Source organism: Bradyrhizobium macuxiense, assembly GCF_007993935.1.
In the GTDB taxonomy this organism is placed as follows: domain Bacteria; phylum Pseudomonadota; class Alphaproteobacteria; order Rhizobiales; family Xanthobacteraceae; genus Bradyrhizobium; species Bradyrhizobium macuxiense_A.
In genome coordinates, this window is the sequence record NZ_VITY01000019.1 from 112977 (window position 1) to 136746 (window position 23770).

General features: G+C 64.7%; 22 protein-coding genes. 8 read left to right on the plus strand and 14 right to left on the minus strand.

The window, feature by feature from the left end; translation table 11 throughout:
* Positions 1-91: 91 nt before the first annotated feature.
* The 5 genes from tcuB to FBZ93_RS36130 all read right to left on the minus strand — a co-directional run bounded on the left by tcuB (position 92) and on the right by FBZ93_RS36130 (position 6271).
* Positions 92-1195 (minus strand): tricarballylate utilization 4Fe-4S protein TcuB, encoded by a 1104-nt coding sequence (tcuB, locus tag FBZ93_RS36110; RefSeq protein WP_146992159.1) that lies wholly within the window; start codon positions 1193-1195, stop codon positions 92-94.
* A gap of 22 nt (positions 1196-1217) precedes the next feature.
* Entirely contained in the window at positions 1218-2252 is a 1035-nt protein-coding gene (locus tag FBZ93_RS36115) for an esterase (RefSeq protein ID WP_146992160.1), read from the minus strand.
* A 162-nt stretch (positions 2253-2414) separates the two neighbouring features.
* Positions 2415-3815 (minus strand): FAD-dependent tricarballylate dehydrogenase TcuA, encoded by a 1401-nt coding sequence (gene tcuA, locus FBZ93_RS36120; RefSeq protein WP_208764106.1) that lies wholly within the window; start codon positions 3813-3815, stop codon positions 2415-2417.
* A gap of 78 nt (positions 3816-3893) precedes the next feature.
* Positions 3894-5204: an MFS transporter gene (locus FBZ93_RS36125; RefSeq protein WP_146992161.1), complete on the minus strand. Its 1311-nt coding sequence runs from the start codon at positions 5202-5204 to the stop codon at positions 3894-3896.
* Positions 5205-5371: 167 nt separating this feature from the next.
* Positions 5372-6271 carry a transcriptional regulator GcvA gene (locus tag FBZ93_RS36130; protein WP_146992162.1) on the minus strand — a complete coding sequence of 300 codons (900 nt, stop codon included), beginning with the start codon at positions 6269-6271 and terminating at the stop codon, positions 5372-5374.
* 118 nt (positions 6272-6389) lie between these two features.
* Between FBZ93_RS36130 and FBZ93_RS36135 the strand changes: the two genes are divergently transcribed.
* Both FBZ93_RS36135 and FBZ93_RS36140 read left to right on the plus strand, forming a co-directional pair.
* Complete coding sequence (locus FBZ93_RS36135) at positions 6390-6608, plus strand: DUF1127 domain-containing protein (protein ID WP_167529377.1); 219 nt, start codon at positions 6390-6392, stop codon at positions 6606-6608.
* A 70-nt stretch (positions 6609-6678) separates the two neighbouring features.
* Entirely contained in the window at positions 6679-7302 is a 624-nt protein-coding gene (locus tag FBZ93_RS36140) for a GNAT family N-acetyltransferase (RefSeq protein ID WP_146992163.1), read from the plus strand.
* Between the two features lie 267 nt (positions 7303-7569).
* Here FBZ93_RS36140 and FBZ93_RS36145 read toward each other — a convergent pair whose 3' ends face one another.
* The gene (locus tag FBZ93_RS36145) at positions 7570-8400 is read right to left on the minus strand and encodes an enoyl-CoA hydratase (protein WP_146992164.1); all 831 of its coding nucleotides are present in this window, start codon (positions 8398-8400) and stop codon (positions 7570-7572) included.
* Positions 8401-8558: 158 nt separating this feature from the next.
* Positions 8559-9260: an SDR family NAD(P)-dependent oxidoreductase gene (locus FBZ93_RS36150; RefSeq protein WP_092085284.1), complete on the minus strand. Its 702-nt coding sequence runs from the start codon at positions 9258-9260 to the stop codon at positions 8559-8561.
* Between the two features lie 71 nt (positions 9261-9331).
* Between FBZ93_RS36150 and FBZ93_RS36155 the strand changes: the two genes are divergently transcribed.
* From FBZ93_RS36155 to FBZ93_RS36165, 3 genes are all read left to right on the plus strand, one after another.
* Positions 9332-11113 carry an acyl-CoA dehydrogenase family protein gene (locus tag FBZ93_RS36155; RefSeq protein ID WP_146992165.1) on the plus strand — a complete coding sequence of 594 codons (1782 nt, stop codon included), beginning with the start codon at positions 9332-9334 and terminating at the stop codon, positions 11111-11113.
* A gap of 195 nt (positions 11114-11308) precedes the next feature.
* A complete protein-coding gene (locus tag FBZ93_RS36160; RefSeq protein ID WP_146992166.1) occupies positions 11309-12397 on the plus strand; it encodes a Zn-dependent alcohol dehydrogenase in 1089 nt (362 codons plus the stop codon).
* A 343-nt stretch (positions 12398-12740) separates the two neighbouring features.
* Positions 12741-13343: a 2-hydroxychromene-2-carboxylate isomerase gene (locus FBZ93_RS36165; RefSeq protein WP_167529378.1), complete on the plus strand. Its 603-nt coding sequence runs from the start codon at positions 12741-12743 to the stop codon at positions 13341-13343.
* 107 nt (positions 13344-13450) lie between these two features.
* Here FBZ93_RS36165 and FBZ93_RS36170 read toward each other — a convergent pair whose 3' ends face one another.
* The 3 genes from FBZ93_RS36170 to mbfA form a co-directional block, all read right to left on the minus strand.
* Positions 13451-13804 carry a nuclear transport factor 2 family protein gene (locus FBZ93_RS36170; RefSeq protein WP_146992168.1) on the minus strand — a complete coding sequence of 118 codons (354 nt, stop codon included), beginning with the start codon at positions 13802-13804 and terminating at the stop codon, positions 13451-13453.
* A 121-nt stretch (positions 13805-13925) separates the two neighbouring features.
* Positions 13926-15398 (minus strand): amidase, encoded by a 1473-nt coding sequence (locus tag FBZ93_RS36175; RefSeq protein WP_146992169.1) that lies wholly within the window; start codon positions 15396-15398, stop codon positions 13926-13928.
* A 136-nt stretch (positions 15399-15534) separates the two neighbouring features.
* Positions 15535-16506 (minus strand): iron exporter MbfA, encoded by a 972-nt coding sequence (mbfA, locus tag FBZ93_RS36180; RefSeq protein ID WP_146992170.1) that lies wholly within the window; start codon positions 16504-16506, stop codon positions 15535-15537.
* A 166-nt stretch (positions 16507-16672) separates the two neighbouring features.
* On the opposite strand from mbfA, the gene FBZ93_RS36185 reads away from it, so the two are divergent.
* Positions 16673-17395 (plus strand): hypothetical protein, encoded by a 723-nt coding sequence (locus FBZ93_RS36185; protein ID WP_146992171.1) that lies wholly within the window; start codon positions 16673-16675, stop codon positions 17393-17395.
* 76 nt (positions 17396-17471) lie between these two features.
* Here the strand turns inward: FBZ93_RS36185 and FBZ93_RS36190 are convergent, their stop codons facing one another.
* Entirely contained in the window at positions 17472-17849 is a 378-nt protein-coding gene (locus FBZ93_RS36190) for a hypothetical protein (RefSeq protein ID WP_146992172.1), read from the minus strand.
* A 128-nt stretch (positions 17850-17977) separates the two neighbouring features.
* On the minus strand, positions 17978-19126 hold the full coding sequence (locus FBZ93_RS36195) for an alpha/beta hydrolase (RefSeq protein WP_146992173.1): 1149 nt from the start codon (positions 19124-19126) through the stop codon (positions 17978-17980).
* 102 nt (positions 19127-19228) lie between these two features.
* Here FBZ93_RS36195 and FBZ93_RS36200 point away from each other — a divergent pair, with 102 nt between their 5' ends.
* Positions 19229-19735, plus strand: a complete 507-nt coding sequence (locus FBZ93_RS36200) for a hypothetical protein (protein WP_146992174.1) — start codon at positions 19229-19231, stop codon at positions 19733-19735.
* A 250-nt stretch (positions 19736-19985) separates the two neighbouring features.
* Here the strand turns inward: FBZ93_RS36200 and FBZ93_RS36205 are convergent, their stop codons facing one another.
* Positions 19986-21530 carry an acyl-CoA synthetase gene (locus FBZ93_RS36205; RefSeq protein WP_146992175.1) on the minus strand — a complete coding sequence of 515 codons (1545 nt, stop codon included), beginning with the start codon at positions 21528-21530 and terminating at the stop codon, positions 19986-19988.
* Positions 21531-21714: 184 nt separating this feature from the next.
* Positions 21715-22887: an acetyl-CoA C-acetyltransferase gene (locus FBZ93_RS36210; protein WP_146992176.1), complete on the minus strand. Its 1173-nt coding sequence runs from the start codon at positions 22885-22887 to the stop codon at positions 21715-21717.
* A 112-nt stretch (positions 22888-22999) separates the two neighbouring features.
* Here FBZ93_RS36210 and FBZ93_RS36215 point away from each other — a divergent pair, with 112 nt between their 5' ends.
* Positions 23000-23728: a TetR family transcriptional regulator gene (locus FBZ93_RS36215; RefSeq protein WP_074130587.1), complete on the plus strand. Its 729-nt coding sequence runs from the start codon at positions 23000-23002 to the stop codon at positions 23726-23728.
* Positions 23729-23770: the final 42 nt, after the last annotated feature.

A 23770-nucleotide genomic window follows, 5' to 3' on the forward strand; every position in this document is an offset into this window, starting at 1 on the left:
GAGCGGAGGCGGAAGGCGTAACCCACCGTCTTTGTGCGGAAAACAAAGGTGGTGGGTTACGCTTCGCTAACCCACCCTACGTTCACTCCATTCACTCCGCCATCATCTGCCGCTCCCGCGCGTAGCGCACCAGTGCGACGAAGCGGTAGATGCCGTGCACGAATTTTCCGTAGGGCATCGTGATGAACAGCGCGAACACCACGCCAAGATGCAGCGCCAGCAGCGGGCCCATCGCGGCGCTCTCGCGCCACAGCAGCAAGGCAAGGCCGGTGATGCTGGTCAGGAACAGCATCAGGATGAACGCGGTGTCCATGCCCATGGACTGCTCGTCGACCAGCACGCGGTCGCGCTTCCATTTCTCCGACAAGAGCCCGATCGGGCCGACCACGAGGCCGATGCCGCCGAGCGTGCCGAGCACGACCGGCAGGTCCCACCACGCATAGGGCGCCTCGCGCGCCAGGAGGTAGTGATAGAGCGTCCCGACGCAGGTCGCGGCGAAGCACAGCAGGAAGCCATAGAAGGTGAAGTGGTGATACAGCTTGCGCCGGTCTGTCGGGTGGTCGTCTTCGTTGAAGCAGCCGACGCCGCCGCCGTCGAGATAACGCAGCTCGCCGGCGTCACGGACCGCCTGCAGCAGCGATTTCGCATTCGTCGTCCTGCCGACCGGTTCGCCGATATCGCGCCAGAACGCCCACACACCCATCGCGAGCGCGAGGATCGCGTAGAGCAGGGCGGCGCCGAACAGCAGCGCCATCGCATTGTGCGGCATCAGTTTGTAGAACGCGCCCGGGCCGGTGTGGCTGCCGGTGAGCACGCCGCGGTCGTTGAGCGCGGCGAAGCCGAAGATGAAGGCGGCAACGCTCAGCGCCGCGATCAGGCTGATGACGAGGCCGTTGCGCGCGAACGCGCCCGAGAACGCACGCGGCCAGGCATAGGCCGCATAGGATTCGGCGCGCGCGACCGCGAGCGTCTTCGGCACATTGACGTTGAACTCGTGCGGCGGCGAGAACTGGCAGTCGGTGTAGCAGGCGCCGCAGGAATGGCAGAGATTGGCGAGATAGTTCAGGTCGCCGTCGGAGAACGCGCGGCGCATCTCCATCGCGGGAAACACCGCGCACAGGCCCTCGCAGTAGCGGCAGGAATTGCATACCGTCATCAGGCGGTCGGCTTCCTGCAATGTCCTCGTCCCGTGCATCGCTAGTGTATCCCGTATCTCGCTACTTTTTCGTCAATCCCTTGCCTTCCAGCCATGTCTGGATCAGGCCGGCGACCTCGGCGTTGTTCTTGTCCATCATCATCATGTGCGAATTGCCCTTGATGCCGACCTTGGGCAGATCGACCACATCGACGCTGCCTCCGGCGGCGCGGATGGCGTCGGCAAAGGCGCCACCGGTGGCGCGGATCTTGGGCCAGCGCGAATCGCGCTCGATATAATCGCCGTAGACCATCAGCGTCGGAATGTTCTTCAAGCTTTCGACCTTGGCGGGATCGCCGACGCCGGCCGGCTCGATCGCGATCAGCGCCTTCACCTTGTCGGGCCGCGCCTGCGCGACCTTGAAGCCGAACGTGCCGGCCTGGCTGTGGAACAGGATGATGCACGGGCCGACGCGGTCGATCTCGGCAATGTAGGCGGCGATCGTCGCGTCATCGGTGGTGGTCCAGCGCGGCACGTTCTGCTTGACGAAGTTCTCGTAGCCTTCGTTCGGGAACTGGCTGCCGGGCATCAGCTTGCGCTTGGCCGGATCGGGATCGTAGGAGCCCGCGCCGTCGCCGATGCGGAAGCGCTCGAACGGATTGGCGGTGGTGAGAAACACCGGCTCGCCCTTGAAGATGTCAGGATATTGCGCCCAGCCGGCGCGGCCGCGCTCGACCGCGTCCGAATTGTAGACGCTCCAGCCCTTGCGCAGGAAATAGTTCAGCCAGCCCTCGCGTCCGTCCGGCGTCGTCTCATAGGTGACGCCGGTCAGGCCGCCGCCATGCCACAGCAGCAGCGGATAGGCGCCCTTCTCGTTTTGCGGCAGGAAGTACTGCACGTACATCTGCTCGACCTGGTAGGTGCCGTTCGGGTCGACTTTCGCGGGCACACCGCCGGGCGTGAAGGTGACTTCCTTCACCGGCTTGCCCGTAATCTCGACCAGACGGCCGCCGACATGGAACGAGCCCATGTCGCGCAGCGCGATCGGCTCGGCGGCGTGAGCGGTGGCCGAGGCCATCAGGACAGCCGCAGCGGTGACAATCGCAAGGCGTGACATCGTTCCTCCAATCTTCCCCTTCTCCCCGCGTGCGGGGAGACGGTCGGGATGAGGGGGCTCTCCCAGCACCGCGCTCTTGGAGACTCCCCCTCACCCGTATCGCATCTTCGATGCGATACGACCTCTCCCCGCAAGCGGGGCGAGGTAAGCAAGGCGCGAAACTCAGTTCCGCGCATTCTTCGCCGCTTCCCGCCCGGCGACGCGGCCGAACACGCTGCCGATGGTCATGCCGATGCCGGCGGCGTAGCCCTTGCCGAGCACGTTGCCGGCCATGATCTCGCCAGCGGCGAACATGTTGGCCGACGGCTTGCCGTCCTTCATCAGCATCCGTGACTGTTTGTTCACGCGGGTGCCGAGATAGGTGAAGGTGATGCCGGGCCGCACCGGATACGCGAGATAGGGCGGCGTCTCGATCCTGCGCGCCCAATGCGTCTTCGCCGGCGTGATGCCTTCGGTCCGGCAGTCGTCGAGGATGGTGTGATCGAACGTCCCGGGCTGCACCGCGGCGTTGAAGTCGGCAATGGTCTTTTCCAGCGCGGCCGCGTCGAGCTCGAGCTTGCCGGCGAGCTCGGCAAGCGTGGCGCCCGCGATCGGCGGAAACAGCGTCGGCATGAAGCTCGTTACGACGGTCGAGTCGAAGATGATGTAGGCGATCTGGTCCGGCTGCGCGGCGACCAGGCGGCCCCAGATCGCATAGCGCTTCGGCCAGATGTCCTCGCCCTCGTCGTAGAAGCGCTCGGCATGCTTGTTGACGACGATGCCGAACACGACCGAGTCGTGGCGCGTGATGATGCCGCCGTCGAATTTCGGCGCACGGGCGTCGATCGCGACCGCGTGGCACTGCGTCGGATCGCCGATCTCCTGCACGCCCTTGGCCAGCAGCATCTTCAGGATGGCGCCGCGGTTATACGGCGTGCCGCGGATCAGGAAATTGTCGGCAGCCTCGCCCCAATATTGCTTCAGCCATTCGATATTGGCCTCGAAGCCGCCGGCGGCCGCGACCAGCGTCGAGGCGCGCACTTCGGTCCTGCCGCCGACCGGCTGCTTCAGCTGCGCCGACAGGAACATGCCGTGCTCGATATTCAGATCGATCACCTCGGCATCGTAGAGAATGTCGACGCCGAGCTCCTCTGCGGTGCGATAGAGCGCGTTCAGCATCGCGCGGCCGCCGCCGAGGAAGAACGAGTTGGTGCGGCCGAGGCTCAGCGTGCCCCCGAGCGAGGGCTGCCAGCGTACGCCTTGCTCGACGATCCAGTTCAAGATGTCCTTGGACTCGTGGATCATGAAGCGGGCCAGCTCCTCGTCGGTCTGGCCGCCGGTCACCAGCAGCAAATCCTTCCAGAATTCCTCCTCGGTGTAGGGACCGGTGAGGATCTCGGTCGCCGCGTCATGGGCGCAGCGCATGTTGCGGGTGTGGCGGGTGTTGCCGCCGCGGTAGAATTTCGGTGCGCCTTCCAGCACCAGCACGGAGGCGCCGGCGCGCCGTGCGCTGATCGCAGCGCAAAGGGCGGCGTTGCCACCGCCGATCACCAGCACGTCGAACCTGCGCGTCAGATCAACCATGCGTTCTTGTGATCGTTGTCGGCATGGAAAGCAACATGTCGGGGCAGGCGATCGGCCTGCCCCGAATGCATATGCCAATCAGGCCGCGACCGTCTCGCGTTGCTCGATGGTCTGGCCGCCGCGATAGACGATCAGCGCCGCGACGATGCCGAGCACTGCGGCGCACATCAGCCAGTAGCCGGGCGAGGCCTTGTCACCGGTGTGTTGGATCAGCCAGGTCGAGGCGAACGGCGTGAAGGTGCCGAACAGGCCGGCCGCCAGCGCAAAGGCGAGCGAGAAGCAGGTGGTGCGGACATGCGCGGGCACGATCTCGACCAGGCAGCCGAGCATGGTGCCGCTGTAAACGCCGAAGTAGAACGAGAACATCATCTCGACCGCCAGCATCTTGCCGAAGGTCGGCTCCGTCACCAGCCAGTGCAGCGCCGGATAGGCCGTCACCAGCGACAGGCCGGCGATCGCGAGCAGCACCGGTTTGCGGCCGAGCCGGTCGGAGACCGCGCCGCCGACCGGATTCCAGATGAAGTTGGTTACCGCAACCAGCAGCGTCACCAGCAGCGCATCCTGGGTCGAGAGCTTCAGAACGGTCTTGCCGAAGGTCGGCGTGTAGACGGTGACGAAGTAGAAGGTGGTGGTGGTGAGCACCGCGATCATCATGCCGAGAATGACGATGCGCCAGTTGGCAATCGCCGAGGCGAACACCTCGCTTGCGGTTGGATGCTTCTTCATCGCCAGGAATGCCGGGGTTTCCTCCAGCGTACGGCGTAGGAAGAAGATCACCGGAATGATCATACAGCCGACGAAGAACGGAATGCGCCAACCCCAGGCCGCAACGGTCGCGGCCGGCATGCTCTCGCTCAGGATGTAGCCGAGGATCGAGGCAACGAAGATCGCGACCTGCTGGCTCGCCGACTGGAACGAGGTGTAGAAGCCGCGATTGCCGGGCGTGGCGATTTCAGCGAGATACACCGAGACACCGCCAAGCTCGACGCCGGCGGAGAAGCCTTGCAGCAGGCGGGCGATCAGCACGATGATCGGGGCGGCAATGCCGATCGTCGCATAGGTCGGGCAGATCGCGATCACCACGGTGCCGACAGCCATGATCGCCAGCGTCACGATCAGGCCTTGGCGGCGGCCGATGCGGTCGATATAGGCGCCAAGCACGATCGCGCCGACCGGGCGCATCAGCGCGCCGAGCCAGAACACGCCGAATGCGTTGAGCAGTGCGGCGGTCTCGTTCTCGGATGGGAAGAACGCCTTGGCGATCAAGGGCGCATAGAAGCCGAACAGGAAGAAATCGAATTGCTCGAGGAAATTGCCGCTGGTCGCGCGCAGGATCGCGCCGAGACGTGACTTGATTTGCGGTGCTTGCGATGGACTCGTCTGCGACATAACGCCCTTTCCTCCCCGTGACGAAACGGCCGGCGCAAATTGTCTCGCCGGCCAAGGCAGTTGACTGCCATATGCGGCAATTTGGCACGCCCGTCCGGTGTGACCAACCCGAAATCGCGCCGCCGCTATCGGAAAAAAGCCGTAGAGAAAAAACTGCGTGCGCCGCATCAGGCCGTGGTATGCGCCGTGGCGCCGAGCCAGGAGCGGAATGCCGACAGCTTCGGTGAATCGGCGCGGCCCTGCGGTGTGACCAGATAGAAGCCGGCGTCGGCCGGCAGCGCGATCTTGAAGGGAACCACGAGGCGGCCCTTGGCGATGTCGTCCTGCACATAGGAGGTGCGGCCCATCGCGATGCCGATGCCGTCGATCGCGGCCTGGATCGTCACGAACAGCAGGTCGAAGGTCACGCCGGGCTGCTTCGAGATGTCGGTCGGCAGTCCGGCCGCGGTCAGCCACAGCCGCCAGTCGTCGCTGTTGGCGTTGCTGGTGTGAAGGAGCACGTGGTCCCTGAGGTCCTCAGGGCATTTGAGCGGCCTGGTTCCCTGCAGCAGCGACGGGCTGCACACCGGAAACAGCTCGTCCGCCATCAGCCAGTCGGCGCGCAGGCCGGCCCACTGGCCGCGGCCGTAGCGGATCGCGGCGTCGACCTTGTCGCGCTGGAAGTCGACCAGGCTGGTCGAGGTGGTGATGCGGACATCGATGCCGGAATGCGCCTCCTGGAAGGCCGACAGCCGCGGCAGCAGCCATTTCGCCGCGAGCGATGCCAGCGTCGAGACGGTGAGCACGTGATCGTCGTCCCGGCGCAGCAGCCGGTCGGTCGCGAGCCTGAGGTCATTGAAGGCGGCGCGGACGCCGGGAAGGTATTCGGCGGCCTCCGGCGTCAGGCTCAGCGAGCGGTTCTGGCGGATGAACAGGCGGGCGCCGAGCTCTTCCTCGAGGCGGCGGATCTGATGGCTGATCGCGGTCTGCGTCACGTTCAGCTCGGACGCCGCCAACGTGAAGCTCATGTGCCGCGCGGCGGCCTCGAATGCCCGGAGGCCGTTCAGCGAAGGCAGGCGGCTGGTCATCCCTGGGTGGTCTCCAAATACATGACTTTAATTCATGCGAAACGGTACAAAGTGTCGTTTGTGAACGGGCCGAATAGCTCCGATATTACCGCCAACAGGTTACCGATAGGAGCCGTAAATGTCCATTTTCACCCATGAATCGATGACAAATCATCATACGCCGGATCATCATGCGTCGGGGCTTTTGAACCAGGTCGGCGAAACCCTCCATGTCTGGTGGGAGCGTTATGAGCGCCGCCGCGAGCTGTCGCAGTGGACCGAGCGCGACCTGCACGACATCGGCATGTCCCGCAGCGACATCGTTTTCGAGACCGAGAAGCCGTTCTGGCGGGCCTGATAGGCCGTCATCGCTGGCGCCGCCTCGATTGAGGGGCGCCGGGCCAATACTTTCACCCGAGGAGCGTGTCATGACTGCGCTGCATCTCGACGATCTCAAGCAATACTCTGACTTGCTGCGCGCCAAGAACGGCAGCGAGATCAAGGTGCGCTTCGTCGAGCCGCGCGACCGCGAAGAGCTGCAGAGCTACATCCGCTCGCTCTCCGCGGGGTCCCGTTACAACCGCTTCCTGGGTGCACTGAGCGAGCTGCCGAAGACGGAGCTCGAGCGTTTCGTTCACGTCGGCGAGGCTGACCGGTTCACGGTGGTCGCGACGATGCTGGTCGATGGTTTTGAGACCATCGTCGGCGAAGCCCGCTATGCCTTCCATGCCGATACGTCGAGCGTCGAGTTCGGCCTGTCGATCGATGACCGGTGGCAGCGCCACGGCATTGGCAAGGCGCTGTTGAAGAATCTCGAATGCCGCGCGGCGTCGTTTGGAGCCGAGCGCATCTTTGGCGACACGTTGCGGTCCAACGCGACGATGATCGGCCTTGCCCGCAAATCCGGTTACGCCTTCGCTGCAAGCCCCGGCGACTGGAAGCTGGTGCGCTTTGCGAAGGAGATCCACGTCGAACCGCAAGACATTCCATGTGCCAGCTGGCGGCTTGCCGCCACTTCCCGCTCGGCCGCGATGTCCTCGCTTGCGGTTTGACTGACTAGGCCCGGTTCTGGCCCCTCCAGAACCGGGCCCTTTTCTTTTTTGATTGCTCTGTCCTTACAGCTTGCTCTGCTGCAGCCTCTCCCCCTGTGGGAGAGGCCGCAACGGATGCAGCGCAGCGGAATGCGTTGCAGGTGAGGGGTGTGGTCTCTCGGCAGGCTCGCCCCCAGGAGGGACCTGAGCCCCTCACCCGGATTGCATCTTGCGATGCAATCCGACCTCTCCCACTCGGGGAGAGGTGACTCCAAGGGCGCTACGCGCCTAGTTCCCCCGGAACACCGGCTTGCGCTTCTCGATGAAGGCCTGCACCGCCTCCTTGTGATCCGCGGTCGTGGTGAGGCGGATCAGCCGCTCGGCCTCGTGGTCGCGCGCGGTGGCGAAATCGAACTGTAGCGCTTCGTCGAGATTGTCCTTCATGTAGCGCAGCGCCAGCGTAGGGCCTTCGGCGATCGACTTCGCGAGCGCAAAGGCTTCGTCCTGCAGCGTCTCGTCCGGCACCACGCGGTTGACGAGGCCGATCTGCTCGCACCTTGCGGCGTCCACCTTCTCGGAGGTGAACATCAGCTCGCGGGCGCGTGAGGTGCCGACCAGGCGGGTCAAGAGCCAGGCCATGCCGTAGTCGCCGCTCAGCGCCACGCGCAGATAGCCGGTCGAGATGAAGGCCGATTGCGCCGCGATCCTGATGTCGCAGGCCATCGCGATCGCAAGCCCCGCGCCGACCGCGGGACCTGGCAGCGCGGCAATGGTCGGCTTGCGCACCGAGGCCAGCGCGCCGGTGAGCAGGCGCTGGCGCTCCTGCAGATCCGCGACCTTGTCCTCATAGGACATTTCGAGCTTCTTCGGATCGCGATTGGCGCCCATGCCCTTGACGTTGCCGCCGGCGCAGAATGCCTTGCCGGCGCCGGTGATCAGCAGAACGCCGACCTCGGGGTTCTCGCCGCAGGTCCGGATCATCGTGCGCAGCGCCGGCGTCAGCGTGTCCGACAGCGAGTTGCGGGCATCGGGGCGGTTCAGCGTGATGACGGCGACGCGGTCGCGGATCACGCAGAGCAGTTCGTCGGTGCCGGTCTCGATCTTGATTTCGCTGGTCATGTTTCCTTCCCCTGTTTCCGTCGTCATTGCGAGCGGAGCGAAGCAATCCATAGCGCCGCAAGTGGAGAAATGGATTGCTTCGTCGCTTCGCTCCTCGCAATGACGAATGCGGTTGCGGTTTGCCCTCAGCCTACGCCGCTTACATGATCTCCGTCATCTCAAAACTTCTCAACCCAGGGCCGCAATTCCAGCTCCCAGGTCCAGGCGCTGCGCGGCTGTTGCAGCACGTTCCAGTAGCTCAATGCAATCGCGTCGGGATCGAGCATCGAATCCGGCCGATCGGCGGGCTCGGCGCGCGCTGCGCTGCGGATGCCGCCGTCGATCACGAAATGCGCGACATGGATGCCCTGCGGCGACAATTCGCGCGCCATGCTCTGCGCTAGGCCGCGCAGCGCGAACTTGCCCATCGCGAACGGCGCCGATTGCGCATAGCCCTTGACGCTGGCGGAGGCGCCGGTGAACAGGATCGCGCCCTTCTTGTTAGGGAGCATGCGCTTCGCCGCCTCCTGCGCCACCAGGAAGCCGCCGAATGCCGAGACCGCGATCGCCTGCTCGACCTCGGAGGGGACGAGTTCAACGAACGGCCCGCGCGAGCGGCCGGAGGCGTTGTAGACCACGAGGTCGGGTGTTCCGATCTCGCGCTCGACCAGACCGAACAGACGTTCGACATCCTCGGCCTTGGTGGTGTCGCAGGCATAGGCGCGCGCGCCGGTTTCGGTGCAGAGCGCGCCGAGCTTCTCGATGCTGCGGGCGCCCAGCGCCACGCGAATTCCCTCTCGCGAAAATAGCCGCGTCAGCGAGGCGCTGAGGCCCGCGCCGGCACCGACGATCAGGGCGATCTTGTACTTGGGAATATCCATTGGGCTTTCCTTTGCTCGGCCGGAGGAGGATAGTCGTGCCCAAACAAATGAGCACCGCAGCCGGAAATTCAATGCAGCCGCACAAGCAGGATCCGAAAACGCCATCCACCAGCCAGCCGGGCCTGTTGGCGCCCGATACGACGGGAATGAATTTCTACCGGGCCGATCCGGCGCTGACCGATCTTCTGAAACTGCATCTTCCCGAAGCGTTGTTCCGCCACATCGAGCCGCATCTCGACCGGCTCGGCGGCCTGGCCGGCGGCACTCTCGACGAATGCGCGCGGCTTGCCGACCGGCACACGCCCGTGCTGCACCAGCGCGACAAGTTCGGCCGCGACGTGCAAACAATCGAATATCATCCGGCCTATCGCGAGATCGAGAAGGCCGCGTTCGGCGAATTCGGCATCCACGCGCTGTCGATCCGCAAGGGCATCATGGGCTGGCCCGACAAATATCCCGTCGTCGCCAAGCACGCCTTCACCTTCCTGTTCAACCAGACCGAGTTCGGCATGGGCTGCCCGATCAACGTCACCGACGGGTGCGCCAAGCTCTTGGCGAATTTCGGCAGCGAGGCGTTGAAGGCGAAATATCTCGACGGCCTGACCCAGACCGACATGAGCAAACTGACGCAGGGCGGCCAGTTCATGACCGAGAAGGAGGGCGGCTCCGACGTCGGCACGCTCACCACGCGCGCCGTGCAGGACGGCGACCACTGGCGGCTCTATGGCGAGAAATGGTTCTGCTCGAACGCCGACGCCAAGGTGGTGATGTTGCTGGCGCGCCCCGAGGGCGCGGGGCCGGGCACGAAAGGCGTCGGCTTGTTCCTGATGCCGCGTTTCCTCGATGACGGTTCGCAGAACCACTACCGGATCGTTCGCCTGAAGGACAAGCTCGGCACGCGCTCGATGGCTTCCGGCGAAATCAAGTTCGACGGTGCGATCGCCTATGCCGTCGGCAAGCTCGATCGCGGTTTCGTGCAGATGGCCGAGATGGTGAACTCGTCGCGGCTCTCCAACGGCGTGAAATCGACCGCGCTGATGCGTCGCGCCTGGCACGATGCGATCACGGTCGCGAAGGGCCGCGTGGTATTCGGCCAGCGCATCATCGATCTGCCGCTGGCGCGACGGCAGCTGATGAAGATCATGCTGCCGACCGAGCAGGCGCTGTCGATGAGCTTTTTGACCGCTGATGCGCTCGACCGCGCCGAGGCCGGCAGCCAGGATGCCGCGGCGCTGCTCCGCATCCTGACCCCGACCTTGAAATTCCGCGCCACCCGCGACGCCCGCAAGGTCTGCGGCGACGCGATGGAGGTGCGCGGCGGCATCGGCTACATCGAGGAATTCGTCACGCCGCGGCTGCTGCGCGACGCGCATCTCGGCTCGATCTGGGAGGGCACCGGCAACATCGTCGCGATCGATGCGCTGAAGCGCGCGGTCGGCCGTCATGGCGCCGACAATGCGCTTGCCGCCGATCTGCACGCGCGGCTCGACGATAGTCCCAATGTGCCGCAAGCATGGCGCAACCGGCTGCGCGATCTCAGCGACCGCGCGATCGCGTTTGCGCGCGAGGTCGCGAGCCGCATCGACAATGAGGGCGATGCGCGACGCGCCACCAGCCTGCTCTATCATGTCGCAAGCGCGGTGGCGCTGGCGTGGGAAGGTGGACGTATTCACGAGATGCGCGGCGACGCGCGCCGGCTGTTGCTGTCGCGGATGGTGGTCGATCACCGCGTGACGCCGGGCGATCCGTTCCGGCTAACGGAAAATACCGTTCAGCGCAGGATGACCGAGCACCTGCTCGGCGATCGCGCCATCGGCATGGCCGAGGTTGGCGAATTGCTCATCGCAGCGTAGGCTCGTCGTGGCCGCTCGCGCAGTCTCACCTCTCCCATCGGGAGAGGTCGGATCGCGCCAGCGATCCGGGTGAGGGGTTGCGCTCTATCGACCGACCTGAACCCCTCACCCGGACCGCATCTTCGATGCGCTCCGACCTCTCCCCCTGGGAGAGGTGGAGAGCGTGCGCAACAAAAAACATGAGAGGAAATTCCGATGAAGGCCGCCGTCCTGCATGAAGTCAATCAGCCGCTGGTGATCGAGGATGTCAGCGTGCCCAATCCGGGGCCGCGCGAGGTCCTGATCCGCACCGCGGTCGCGGGCCTCTGCCATTCCGACCTGCATTTCATGGAAGGCCTTTATCCGCATCCGCTGCCCGCCGTGCTCGGCCATGAATCGGCCGGCGTGGTCGAGAAGGTCGGCTCCGACGTCAATTACGTGAAGCCCGGTGATCACGTCGTCACCTGCCTCTCGGTGTTCTGCGGCACCTGCGACAACTGCACCACCGGCCGCACCGTGCTGTGCACCGACACCACGGTTAAAATGCTGCCCGGCGCCTCCAACCGTTTGTCCTGGGGCAGGAAGGAGAAGCTGAACCAGTTCCTCAATCTGTCGTCCTTTGCCGAGCAGATGCTGGTGCATGAGAACGCCATCGTGAAGATCAAGAGGGAGATGCCGCTCGACCTCGCCGCGCTGATCGGCTGCGGCGTCATCACCGGCTACGGCGCCGTGGTGAACACCGCGAAGGTGACCGCGGGCGAAACCGTGGCTGTGATCGGCTGCGGCGGCGTCGGCATGGCCGCGATCAACGGTGCGCAGATCGCCGGCGCCGGCCGCATCATCGCCATCGACACCAATCCAGCCAAGCTGCAGCTCGCGACCAAGCTTGGCGCGACCGACATCGTCGATCCCGCTCGCGGCGACGTGGTGCAGCAGGTACGCGAGCTCACCGGCGGCGGCGTGCAGCACTCCTTCGAGGTACTCGGCCGCAAGGACACCGCCGAGCAGGCCTTCGCCATGCTGGCGGCGGGCGGCACCGCGACCATCGTCGGCATGATTCCGTTCGGCCAGAAGATCGAACTGCACGGCTTCGACTTCCTGCGCGAGCGCCGTATCCAAGGCTCGTCGATGGGCTCCAACCACTTCCGCGTCGACATGCCGCGCCTCGTCGACTTCTACATGCGCGGCAAGCTGCATCTGGAAGACTGGATCTCGGCCAAGCTGAAGCTTTCCGAGATCAACGAGGGGTTTGCCAACATGAAAGCCGGCAAGACGCTGCGCAGCGTAATCATGTTCGACAGCTGACGCGGACTCTTCACCTCTCCCTGCGCTTTGCGGGGAGAGGTCGGATCGCCCCGGCAATGCGCAGCATTGTCGCAGCGATCCGGGTGAGGGGCCGGGCACGATTCTGTAACACGGACAGTCTCTCCGACTCCGCGATCGACCTGTCGGCACAGATCGAAGCCGCGGTTGGCAGCGTGCCATGCCCCTCACCCGCCGCCTCCGCTGCGCTCCGGCGTCGACCTCTCCCCGCAAAAGCGCGGGAGAGGTGAATCCGCGCGCCGCCTTGCAGAGATCACATTGATAGTTCGATATCTGCCGTAGTATGGTGGGCATCTGCTGCCAGGCCACCACCCATCCTCCCGCCATGACCACCGTCGTCGAAGTCTTCTACGATTTCAGGTCGCCCTACGCCTACTTTGCCTCGCACCGTCTGCGCGGCGACGCGATCGTGCGCCGGGGCTACGACTGGCGATGGTGCCCGGTTTCCATCGACGTGCTGCTCAACCTGCAGGCCGGCCGCGAGCCGTGGGCGGCCTATGTCGATCCATTGCCGGGGCCGAAGCGGGCGCATCTGATCGCCGATGTGCGGCGTCTTGCGGCGTATCACCGCCTGCCGCTGCGCGCGCCGAGGCCGCTGCGGCCGAATCCGATTCCGGCGCTGTGCCTGGCGCGTCTGCTCGACGATCGGGAGCGGCAGGGCTTCAGCTTTGCCGTGTTCGATGCGCTGTGGCAGGAGCAGCAGGACATCTCGACGCCGGAGGTGCTGCGAGCGTGCCTGGCGCGCGCGGGCGCCGGGACGGACCTGCTCGATGCCGCATTCGATGATGCTGCGCGCGCCGATCTGGCCGAGGTCACCCGGCAGGCCTATGCCCGCGGGGTATTCGGTGTGCCGAGTTTCGTCGCCGGTGATGAGGTCTTCTTCGGCAGTGACCGGCTGGACTTGCTGCTCTGGAAAATCGAGAGCTAGCACCATGCGTCATGGCCGGGCTTGTCCTGGCCATCTCTGTCTTGGGGTGAGCGAAGACGTGGATGCCCGGCACATGGCCGGGCACGGTCGTGGAGGGCGACGCTCTCTTACCGCGCGACGTGTGCCGAGACGGCGAGCCATTTTCCGTCCTGCCTCGCCCAGCAATCGGTGTAGCGGCCATAGGCCTGCTCGCCGTCGGCGTTGGTGTAGCTGGTGCGGGCGTGGATGATGGCGAAATCGCCGAGGATGCGGATTTTGACGTCCTCGGCCTTCAGGCCCTTGATCTTCACCGGGATCGCCGTCTGCTTGAGGAAGGCTGAGCGATCGACCAGGCTTTTGTCGGGATTGGTGGCGTAGAAGTCCTGCGCCAGGATTTCATCGAAGCGCTTGACGTCGCAGTTCTGAACTGAATCGACGTAGTCCTTGTTGAGTTTCGTCAGCTCTTCCAGGTCTGTGCCCATTGGTTTTCTTCCTATTCCCTTCGTCATTGCGAGGAGCGAAAGCGACGAAGCAGTCCATGCCTCCGCATACGCGGATATATGGATTGCTTCGCTTCGCTCGCAATGACGATGCGGCCGGCTCTCAATCATCGAACATCTTCGGCGGCGCGAAACCGCCGAACTCGCGCTCGATCAGCTCGGCGAGCTTGAGCGGCGTGCGGTCTTCGAGCCAGGGGCCGACGATCTGCACGCCGACCGGCAGTCCGTCGGGCGCAAAGCCGGTCGGGATCGCGGTCGAGGGCAGGCCGGGCAGGGTCGCGATGCCGGGCCAGGCGAGCTGGTCGGTGTAGACGTGCGGCTCGCCGTCGATCAGGATCTTGCGCTGCTCCTGATCGGGCGAATGATCGTGCGGATAGGCCGGCGTCGGCATGATCGGGCAGATCACTGCGTCGAACGATTTGAACAGCTCGCGCCATTGCGCACGCAGCCGCGCGCGGCCGCCGTCGGCGATCACCCAGTCGCGATGGCTGAGCGCGATGCCGCGCAGCCGCTCGGCCTGCAGGCTGGTGTCGCTGGCCGGCAACGCGGCTGCCGCCGCGCAGGCGCCGGCATAGACCTCCGGCGGGAAGGTCGCTGCCAGGAACGACAGCAGGATGCGCATATAGAGCCGCGAGGACGCAGCAAAGTCCGGCAGCAGCGGGCTCGAGCGCGACACTTTCGCGCCGGACTTGTCGAGATTGCTTGCGAGCTTATCGATGCTTCCGCGGATCACCTTGTCGGTCGGCAGCACCGGATCGCTGTCGATCACGAGGATGCGGAAATCCTTCAAGGCGGTGTGGCGCGCCGCCGGCAGGTCCAGCCGGTAGGCCTTGCCGGCTTCGAGCGGATCGGGGCCGGCCATCACGTCGAGCACGAGTGCGAGGTCGGCTGCGCCGCGCGCCATCGGGCCAATCACGGACAGATCACGATCGAACGGCAGTGGCGGCAGCGGCGGCGGGGTGTGGCCGCGCGACGGCAGCAGCGCGAAGGTCGGCTTGTGCGCATAGATGCCGCAGTGGAAGCCCGGCACGCGCAGCGAGCCGCCGATGTCGGAGCCGAGCGACAGCGCGCCGTAGCCCGCGGCAAGCGCTGCCGCCGATCCGCCGGAGGAGCCGCCCGGCGTGCGGCCGAGGTCATAAGGGTTGTTGGTGGTGCCGTAGATCTCGTTGTAGCTCTGCCAGTCGGCGAGCGCGACCGGCACGTTGGTCTTGCCGAGGATCACGCCGCCGGCGTCCTTTACCCGCTGGATCGAGAGTGCGTCCTCGGTCGGCACGAAATCCTTTTGCGGCAGGAAGCCCCAGGTGGTCGGCAATCCGGCGACGTTGAAGGATTCCTTCACCGTCATGGGGATGCCGAGCAGTGGCTTGTGCTCGCCGCGCGCGATCGCGGCGTCGGCGGCGCGGGCGGCAGCGAGGCCACGCTCGAAATCGCGCACGCAGACCGCGTTGACCTTGCCGTCATGACGCTCGATGCGGCCGATCGTATCTTCCGCGAGCTCGACGGCGGAGACCTGCTTGGTGCGCAGCGCCTCGGACAGTTCGACGGCGGTCTTGAAACTGTATTGTGATTTGGCCACGGCGTGCTCCCGGTTTGTTGTTGGCGCGATGATGGGCAGTTTGGCTGCCGCCCGCAAGCGCTGCGCGATCAACGCAGCGTGCGGGCCGTCACACATCGCTTAGCCGCGGGATTTCCGCCGTGTTTGATCGGAATTGCTACGCCGCGCCGATCAAGATGCCGACTGCGAGCACGATCGCGCCGCCGAGCACGATCTGGAACACCGCCTGCAGGAACGGCGTGTCCATGTAGCGCGAGCGTATGAAGGCGATCGCCCACAATTCGAAGAACACCACGATCCCGGCGATCGCGGTCGCGATCCAGAATGCATTCGGCCAGGCATCGGGCACGAGATACGGAATGGTATGCCCGAGACCGCCGAGCGTCGTCATCAATCCGCAGGTCAGGCCGCGGAGCCATGGCGAGCCGCGGCCGGTCAGCGAGCCGTCGTCCGACAATGCTTCGGCAAAGCCCATGCTGATGCCGGCGCCGATCGAAGCGGCGAGGCCGACCAGGAAGGTCTGCCAGTTGTGATGCGTGGCGAAGGCGGCGGCGAACAGCGGTGCGAGTGTCGAGACCGAGCCGTCCATCAATCCGGCGAGGCCCGGCTGGACATATTGCAGCACGAACATCCGCCGCCGCGTGCGGTCTTCCTCGGCGCGCACATCGGGCTTGAGGATCTCGCCGGTCAGCTTGACCGCGAGTTTCTCGTGGCCCTTCTCCTCCTCGGCGAGATCGCCGAGCAGACGGCGGACGCCGGTATCCTCGGCCTTCTCCGCCGCCTTGGCGTAGAAGCGCTCGGCTTCCAGCTCCATGGTCTCGACTTCCTTGCGGATGGTGTCGAGCGGCAGGTTCTTGGTCAGCCAGATCGGACGCCGGCGCAGGAAGCCTTTGACGTCCTCGCGCCGGATCGGCGGCAGATGCGGGCCGAAGCGCTGCTCGTAGGTTTCGAGCAGCCGGTGGCGATGGCCGCGCTCCTCCTCCGCCATCTCTTCGAAGATCTTTGCGGTATCGGGATAGCGGCCGGCAAGGTCCTCGGCGAAGGACATATAGATGCGGCTGTCCTCCTCCTCGGAGGCAATCGCGACCGCCAGCACCTCGCGCTCGGTCAGATCGGCGAAATTCTTCACAGCAACGCCTTCTTCACCTAACTTAGAATTAGAATAATTCTAATATTGCTTGGCGATGCCGTGGTCAATCCAAAGGGCCCTGCCTTCGTTGCGTTTTTGATCACGAACAGGGGAACCAGGCGATCTCGCGCCCGTTCGAGTTCCACCCCTGATCAGCGGAGACTCCATGAGCACGGTCAAATATCGCCTGAATGATCCACGCCTGGCACCGCGGCGGACCAAGCTCGAGATTCCGGGCTGGGCGGGACGACGCGAGCCGCGCACCGACGGTTCACGCGAGCAGGTCTGGCACTGCGTGCCGTTCTCGGAAGGCGCGCAGTATGGGATCGAGCTGTTCTACCCCTACGACTTCGAGCTGCACGTCACCACGCGCGACGGCCGGTTGCACCTCGATGCGGATTGGGGCGAGCCGCCGGACAGCGGCGTGCAGTGGCCGCCCTTCCGGGACTTCGGCACCACGTTCTACACCTACCAGATCCTGCTCGACCTCAAGGTCGAACGGGGCATGGCGGTGCGCACCGAACCACATCCGCGCTTCTACACTGACCGCACCGACACCGTGCCGATCGCCGTTCCGGCGCTGATCCGCAACTGGTGGCCGATGATGTTCTTCTGCGTGTTCAAGGCGCCGGCGGAAGGACGCACGCACATCTTCCGGCCGAATGAGCCGTTCGCGCAGATCATCGTGATTCCGGAGGAGGCGGATTTCCAGCTCGAGCCGATGGGCGAGGAGGAAGCCGCCGAGCGCGAATTGCAGGCGCGCCGCATCTACAGCAATCGGCCCAAACTGGCTGCCGGCACCGAATGGACCTCGTCGACCGACACGGTGTTCGACGGCACCTATCGCCATCTCCACCGCGCCGCCAAGGAGAAGGCGCGAGGGACCTGAGGCGCGGTCGCATCATTGCAGGCAAAAACAAACGGGGCCCGCAGGCCCCGTTGTCGTATCGCCCAACCGCCGCGGCTCAGTAGTCGCGCCGATAGAAGCTGTGGTGATGATGGTGGTGGTGATGATGGTGATGGTATCGCCGATAGCGCGGCACCACGATAACCCGAGGTCCATAGCCACGATCATAGTCGCGATAGTAGCCATGGTGGTGGTGATGGTGATGATGGTGGTGGTGATAGAACTGCGCGAGCTGGACGGTCTCGCGCGCCGGAGGAGGCGTCGCCTCGTCCAGGGCTTGCAGCTTTGCCGAGGCGTTGGTGATCGGCTCCAGCAATTCTGCGTAGGAGTTCGCCTGTAGTACGTCAGTCGGTGCGGGTGCCGGCGCAGCTTGCGCGGCCCCGAGCGCGCCCAGCGATGCGACCGCTCCCAACAGTCCGGCAATCTTCTTTTCCATAGTCCTCCTCCAGATCGGTCCGCCGGACAAGACCGGCTGACTGCAACGCCAGGTTCCATGGAATGTTCCCGGAAATGTCCCGACGATTTCCCGGAGATTTCCCGGGAATTTCCTCTTGCGTCAGCCCGCTACTGCGCCGCACGCGCGAGAAACTGAAGCAGCAGCCGGGCCACTTCATCCGGTTGCTCCTGCTGCACCCAGTGGCCAGCGCCGTCGACCAGATGGCAACCGATCATTTTGGTACAGGCCTTCGTCTGCATCGCCTCGAACACGCCGGGCCGCTGATAGGTGCCCCAATCCTGCTTGCCCGAGATGAAGGCGGAAGGTTGGTCGATGCTGCGGCCGCTCCAGGTCTGCAATTCCGGCGTGAACGCGCCCGACGTGCCGCAGCGATACCATTGCAGCCCGCCCTGGAATCCGGTGCGCTGATACTCGGCGCTGTAATAGGCGAGCTCGCGGTCCGGCAGCCATGTGTTGGCGGCGATCGCCTCGCGCGAGGGCATCTCCTTGGCGACCGTAGCGGCCATGTCCTTGGCGAGATCCATCACATAGTAGGTCGGCAGCTTTGCCAGTTCGCTCGCAGACCATGACTCCAACCGGTAGGGCTTGTTGTCTTTCCAGTCCGCACTCTTGTGATGGTAGTAGGCGCGCAGGAAGTCGTGCACGCCCTGCGGGGCGCGATGCATGTCGTCATTCGCCGGACGCGTCGAATAGTACCATTGGTAGTGCTTGCGCGGACGCGGCAGCGCGGCGAGCTCGCGGTGCACGGGGTCGTCAGTCGCGGGCCTTGCCGTTTCGTTGGCGGTGTTGAACGGCAGCGCCGGCGGGCCCGAGAACGGCGCGCTCATCATCACGACCGCGCGGAACACGTCGGGGCGGATCAACGCGCACCACGCCGCGACCGACGAACCGAAATCGTGCCCGATCACCGCATCGACGTGGCTGTAGCCGAACGCCGAGACCAGCCCGAGCGCATCACGCACCAGATTGGGCAGGCGGAAGGTGGCGAGATCGGCGTCATAATCCGCGCTCCAGCCCGTCGTGCGGCCATAGCCGCGCTGGTCCGGCGCGATCACGTGATAGCCGGCAGCGGCAAGCTTCGGCATCACCTTGCGCCAGGAAAACGCCAGCTCCGGAAAGCCGTGCAGCAGCAACAGGCAGGGCCGGCCGGACGTCTCGAAGCCGGCTTCGAGCACATGCATGCGCAAGCCGTTGATCCCGTCGACATAACGCGAGCGGATGGTGGAGGGCAGCGGGACGTCGGAGAGGGCTTCCATCTGAGATCACCTGTTGGGCATCGCCGCACAACCAGCGCAATTTGCTGTATGCTGGCGGCCATTGTCTCACGATAGCAACATTGCCCAGGGGATGCATACCGCATGCGCCACGCGAGGATTGCAGAGCTGCCCGGCTGGATGTCGCGTCTCGGTCTGACGATCGTGGCGGCAAGCCTGCTGCTGATGTCGGCCGCGCGCGCCGCCGACATCAAGCAGCTCACCGACAAGCTGCCGCGCGCCTATATCGGCGAATTCCTGTGGGACGGCGATACCACGGTGCAGAACGTCGTCATCACCTTCGACAAGGTCAAAGCGCTGAACGAGCAGAACGCGGAAGCGCGCGGCTGCGGTTCATACGAGATCGGTCGCCACGTGACCAAGATCGGCGTCGAGATGTTCATCCGGCTGTCCGATCTCGAGGTCGAGATCTTCGAACGGCCGCCCGATGGCGACGGTGCGTTCGAGTCCGAGGGCAGCCATCGCGGCAAGCTGTCGGAGGATTTGCAGCAGATCGATGCACAGTGGACCACCACGGCATCAGGCAAGCACGGCCGCCTGCATCTGCGCGCCGCGGCCTCCGCCGCCTGCGAGCCGGCGGCGGAGTTGTAGGTCTGGGTCAGCAAAGTCGGCAGGTTGGGAGCAAGCAGCATCCCCGTGCACCTTCACCCTCCCCTGGAGGGGATGGGTCGGCTCACAGCGAGCGAAGCGAGATGTGAGGCGGGGTGGGGTGATCTCGCCACGCGGGCAGCGCTCGATATGAGAGACCTTCACCCCACCTCGGTTCGCATTTCATGCGAACCGATCCTCCCCCTCCAGGGGAGGATAAGAGGCGTCCCCTCCAGGGGAGGGTGAAGCGCGATTACGCCTTGGCGGGCGCCTTCGGCCAATAGCGGTCGCGCAGATGGCGCTTCACCAGTTTCCCGGTTGGCGTGCGCGGCAGCTCCTGCTCGAAGTCGATGCTCTTCGGGCATTTGATCGGCGACAGATGCTGGCGGCAGAACGCGATCAGCTCGGCCTCGAGCTCCTTGCCGGCCTTGCCGATGTCGTGCGGCTGCACCACGGCCTTGACCTCTTCGCCCATCTCCTCGTTCGGCACGCCGAACACCGCGACGTCGGAGACCGCAGGGTGCGTGATCAGCACGTCCTCGGTCTCCTGCGGATAGATGTTCACGCCGCCGGAGATGATCATGTAGCTCTTGCGGTCGGTGAGATAGAGGAAGCCTTCCTCGTCGAGGTAGCCGACGTCGCCGAGCGTCGACCAGCCCCTGGCGTTGTAGGCCTTCTTCGTCTTCTCGGGATCGTTGTGATAGCTGAAAGCCGGCGCGTCGGCGAAATAGACCTGGCCGATCTGGCCGGTCGGTGCCTCCTCCTCGTTCTCGTCAAGGATCTTGACCTTGCCGACCACCGCGCGGCCGACCGTGCCGCGATGGGTCAGCCATTGCTGCGAGGTCGAGACCGTGACGCCGTTGCCTTCGGAGCCGGCGTAGTACTCGATCAGGATCGGTCCCCACCAGTCGATCATCTTGGCCTTGACGTCGACCGGGCAGGGCGCCGCAGCGTGGATCGCGCCCTTCAGCGAGGTGACCTTGTAGCGGGTGCGCACCTCGTCGGGTAGCTTGAGCATGCGCACGAACATGGTCGGCACCAGCTGTGACTGCGTCACCTTGTGCTTCTCGACCTGCTTCAGGAATTCCTCGGCGTCGAAATGCTCCATGATCACGGAGGTGCCGCCTAGCACGGTCGCCATCATGTTGAAGCGCAAGGGAGCCGCGTGATAGAGCGGCGCCGGCGACAGATAGATAGAGTCAGCGTTCATGCCGCACATGTCGGCGGTGAGGATCCGCAGGAACGGGTTCGGCACGTCGATCCGGTTGCCCTCGAACTCTTTCTTGATGCCCTTGGGGCGGCCGGTGGTGCCGGAGGAATACAGCATGTCGTAGCCGGCGACCTCGTCGGCAACCGGCGTGGTCGGTTGCGCGGCCGCCTCCTTGTCATAGAAGCGGAAGCCCGGTGCAGGCTCATCCATCATGTAGAACAGTGGTTCGCCCGCCTCGCCCTTGATCAGGCCCTTCACCTTGTCGGCACACTGCGGGGTGGTGATGAACACCTTGGCTCCGCAATCCTTGATGATGTAGGCGATCTCTTCTTCGGTGAGGTAGCGGCTGATCGCCGTGTAATAGAGCCCCGAGCGCTGCGCGGCCCAGCAGATCTCCATGAAGGCGAGACGGTTTTCCATCAGCAGCGCGATGTGGTCGCCGGGCTTCAGGCCGAGCGAGCGGAACAGGTGTGCGCCCTGGTTCGAGAGCTCGTCGAGCTCGCGATAGGTGATCGCCTTGCCGGACGCCGCCATCTGGTAGGCGATCTTGTTCGGGGTGTTGCGCGCGTGGATGGACGGATGGGTCAAAGATGTTTCCTCAAACAAGCTGGTCGTCCCGGCGAAGGCCGGGACCCATAACCACTAATGATTGTTGTTGGACTGGGTTGTGGCCCCAGCCGGGCCTAACCACAAACGGCTGTGGTTATGGGTCCCGGCCTGCGCCGGGACGACATCTTTTGTGTGGAGAGCCTTGGGCTCGCCTAACGCTACTTTACAGCCGCTCGACAATCGTCACATTCGCCATGCCGCCGCCTTCGCACATGGTCTGCAGGCCGTAGCGCTTGTTGCGCTGCTTCAGCGCATGCAGCAGCGTGGTCATCAGCTTGGTGCCGCTGCCGCCGAGCGGATGGCCGAGTGCGATCGCGCCGCCATTGACGTTGAGCCGGGCTGGGTCGGCGCCGGTGGTCTTCAGCCACGCGGTCGGCACCGAGGCGAAGGCCTCGTTGACCTCGAACAGGTCGATGTCGTTGATCTTCATCCCGGCCTTCTGCAGCGCGCGCTGGGTTGCCGGCAGCGGCGCTTCCAGCATGATCACGGGATCGCCGCCCATCATGGTGAGGTGATGGATGCGCGCCATCGGCTTGACGCCGAGCGCCTTCAGGCCCTTCTCGTTGACGACCATGACGCCGGAGGCGCCGTCGCAGATCTGGCTGGCGCTCGCCGCGGTCAGCTTGCCGTTCTCGGCGATCAGCTTGACGCCCTTGATGCCGTCGAGGCTGGCATCGAAGCGGATGCCTTCGTCGATGTGGTGGGTGTCGGTCGAGCCGTCGGCGCGGGTGATCTTCACCGGCACGATCTCGTCCTTGAAATGGCCGGCTTGGGTCGCCGCGATCGCGCGCTGGTGGCTGTTGTACGAGTATTCGTCGAGCTCATCCTTCGACAGGCCGTACTTCTCGGCCATCATCTCCGCGCCGGTGAACTGGCTGAAGACGATGTTGGGATACTTCGCCTCGATGCCCGGGCTCTTGTAGTGGCCGAAGCCGTTCTTGGCGGGCAGCGACGAGGCGAGCCCCATCGGCACGCGGGTCATCGATTCCACGCCGGCGGCGATCACGCAGTCCATGGTGCCAGACATCACCGCCTGCGCCGCGAAGTGCAATGCCTGCTGCGAGGAACCGCACTGCCGGTCGATCGAGGTGGCCGGCACGCTCTCCGGCAGCTTGGAGGCCATCACCGCGTTGCGCGCGATGTTGGTGGACTGCTCGCCGGTCTGCATCACGCAGCCCATGATCACGTCCTCGACCTGCGCCGGGTCGGCTCCGGAGCGTTCGACCAGCGCATCGAGCACGGTGGCGGCCAGATCGGCCGGATGCCAGCCGGCGAGACGCCCTCCCTTGCGGCCGCCCGCGGTGCGAGCGGCGGCGACGATATATGCCTCGGCCATGTCTGATCTCCCTGATGTTTTCTGGATTTGGGGTCCTAAAAGTTGGGCCGGATTTAAGGGGCGGCTCAGCATTTAGTCAATCAATCAATTAACTCTTGAGTGCAGCCCCGCCATGGGCTTATGTGCGGCCTCGATTTACCGTCGAGTCCAGACACAGAGCGGGACCAGAGCGCAGTTGAATACCAGCGTACCGACGAAACTCGCCGCGGGCAGAAACGCCACTGCCGACAAGCTATTGGTCGCAGCCAGCGAGCTGATGATCGAACGCGCCTCGATCGAGGTCTCGCTGTCCGACATCGCGCAGAAGTCCGGGGTCAACGCCGCGCTGGTGAAATATCATTTCGGCAACAAGGACGGGCTGTTGCTGGCGCTGCTGGCGCGCGACGCCGCCACCGAGATATCGCAGCTCGAATATTTGCTGGCGCAGCCGATCACGCCGTCGGAGAAATTGCGCCTGCATATCGGCGGCATCATCCGCGCCTATCACCAGTTCCCCTATATGAACCGGCTGATCCATTATCTCCTGCACGAGAGCTCGGCCGGCGCCGCGGACGAAGTGTCGAAATTCTTCGTCGCACCGCTGTTGGATTTTCACCGCCGGCTGCTCGCAGAGGGCATCAAGGCCGGTCAATTCCGCAAGATCGATCCGGTGCTGTTCTACACCAGCCTGATCGGCGCCTGCGATCACCTGTTCTTCGGCCGCCACGCGATGTCGCGCGCGGTCGGCGTCGGTCCGGTCACCGACGAGGTCTGCCGCGAATACATCAAGCACATGGAAGCCTTGATCTTCGGCGGCGTGCTCAATCCCGATAAGGAAACGGCAGCGATCGCCGCCGGATAAAAAAGTTCGAGTCTAGAGAAGAAACGCCCAAGGAAAGGTTGT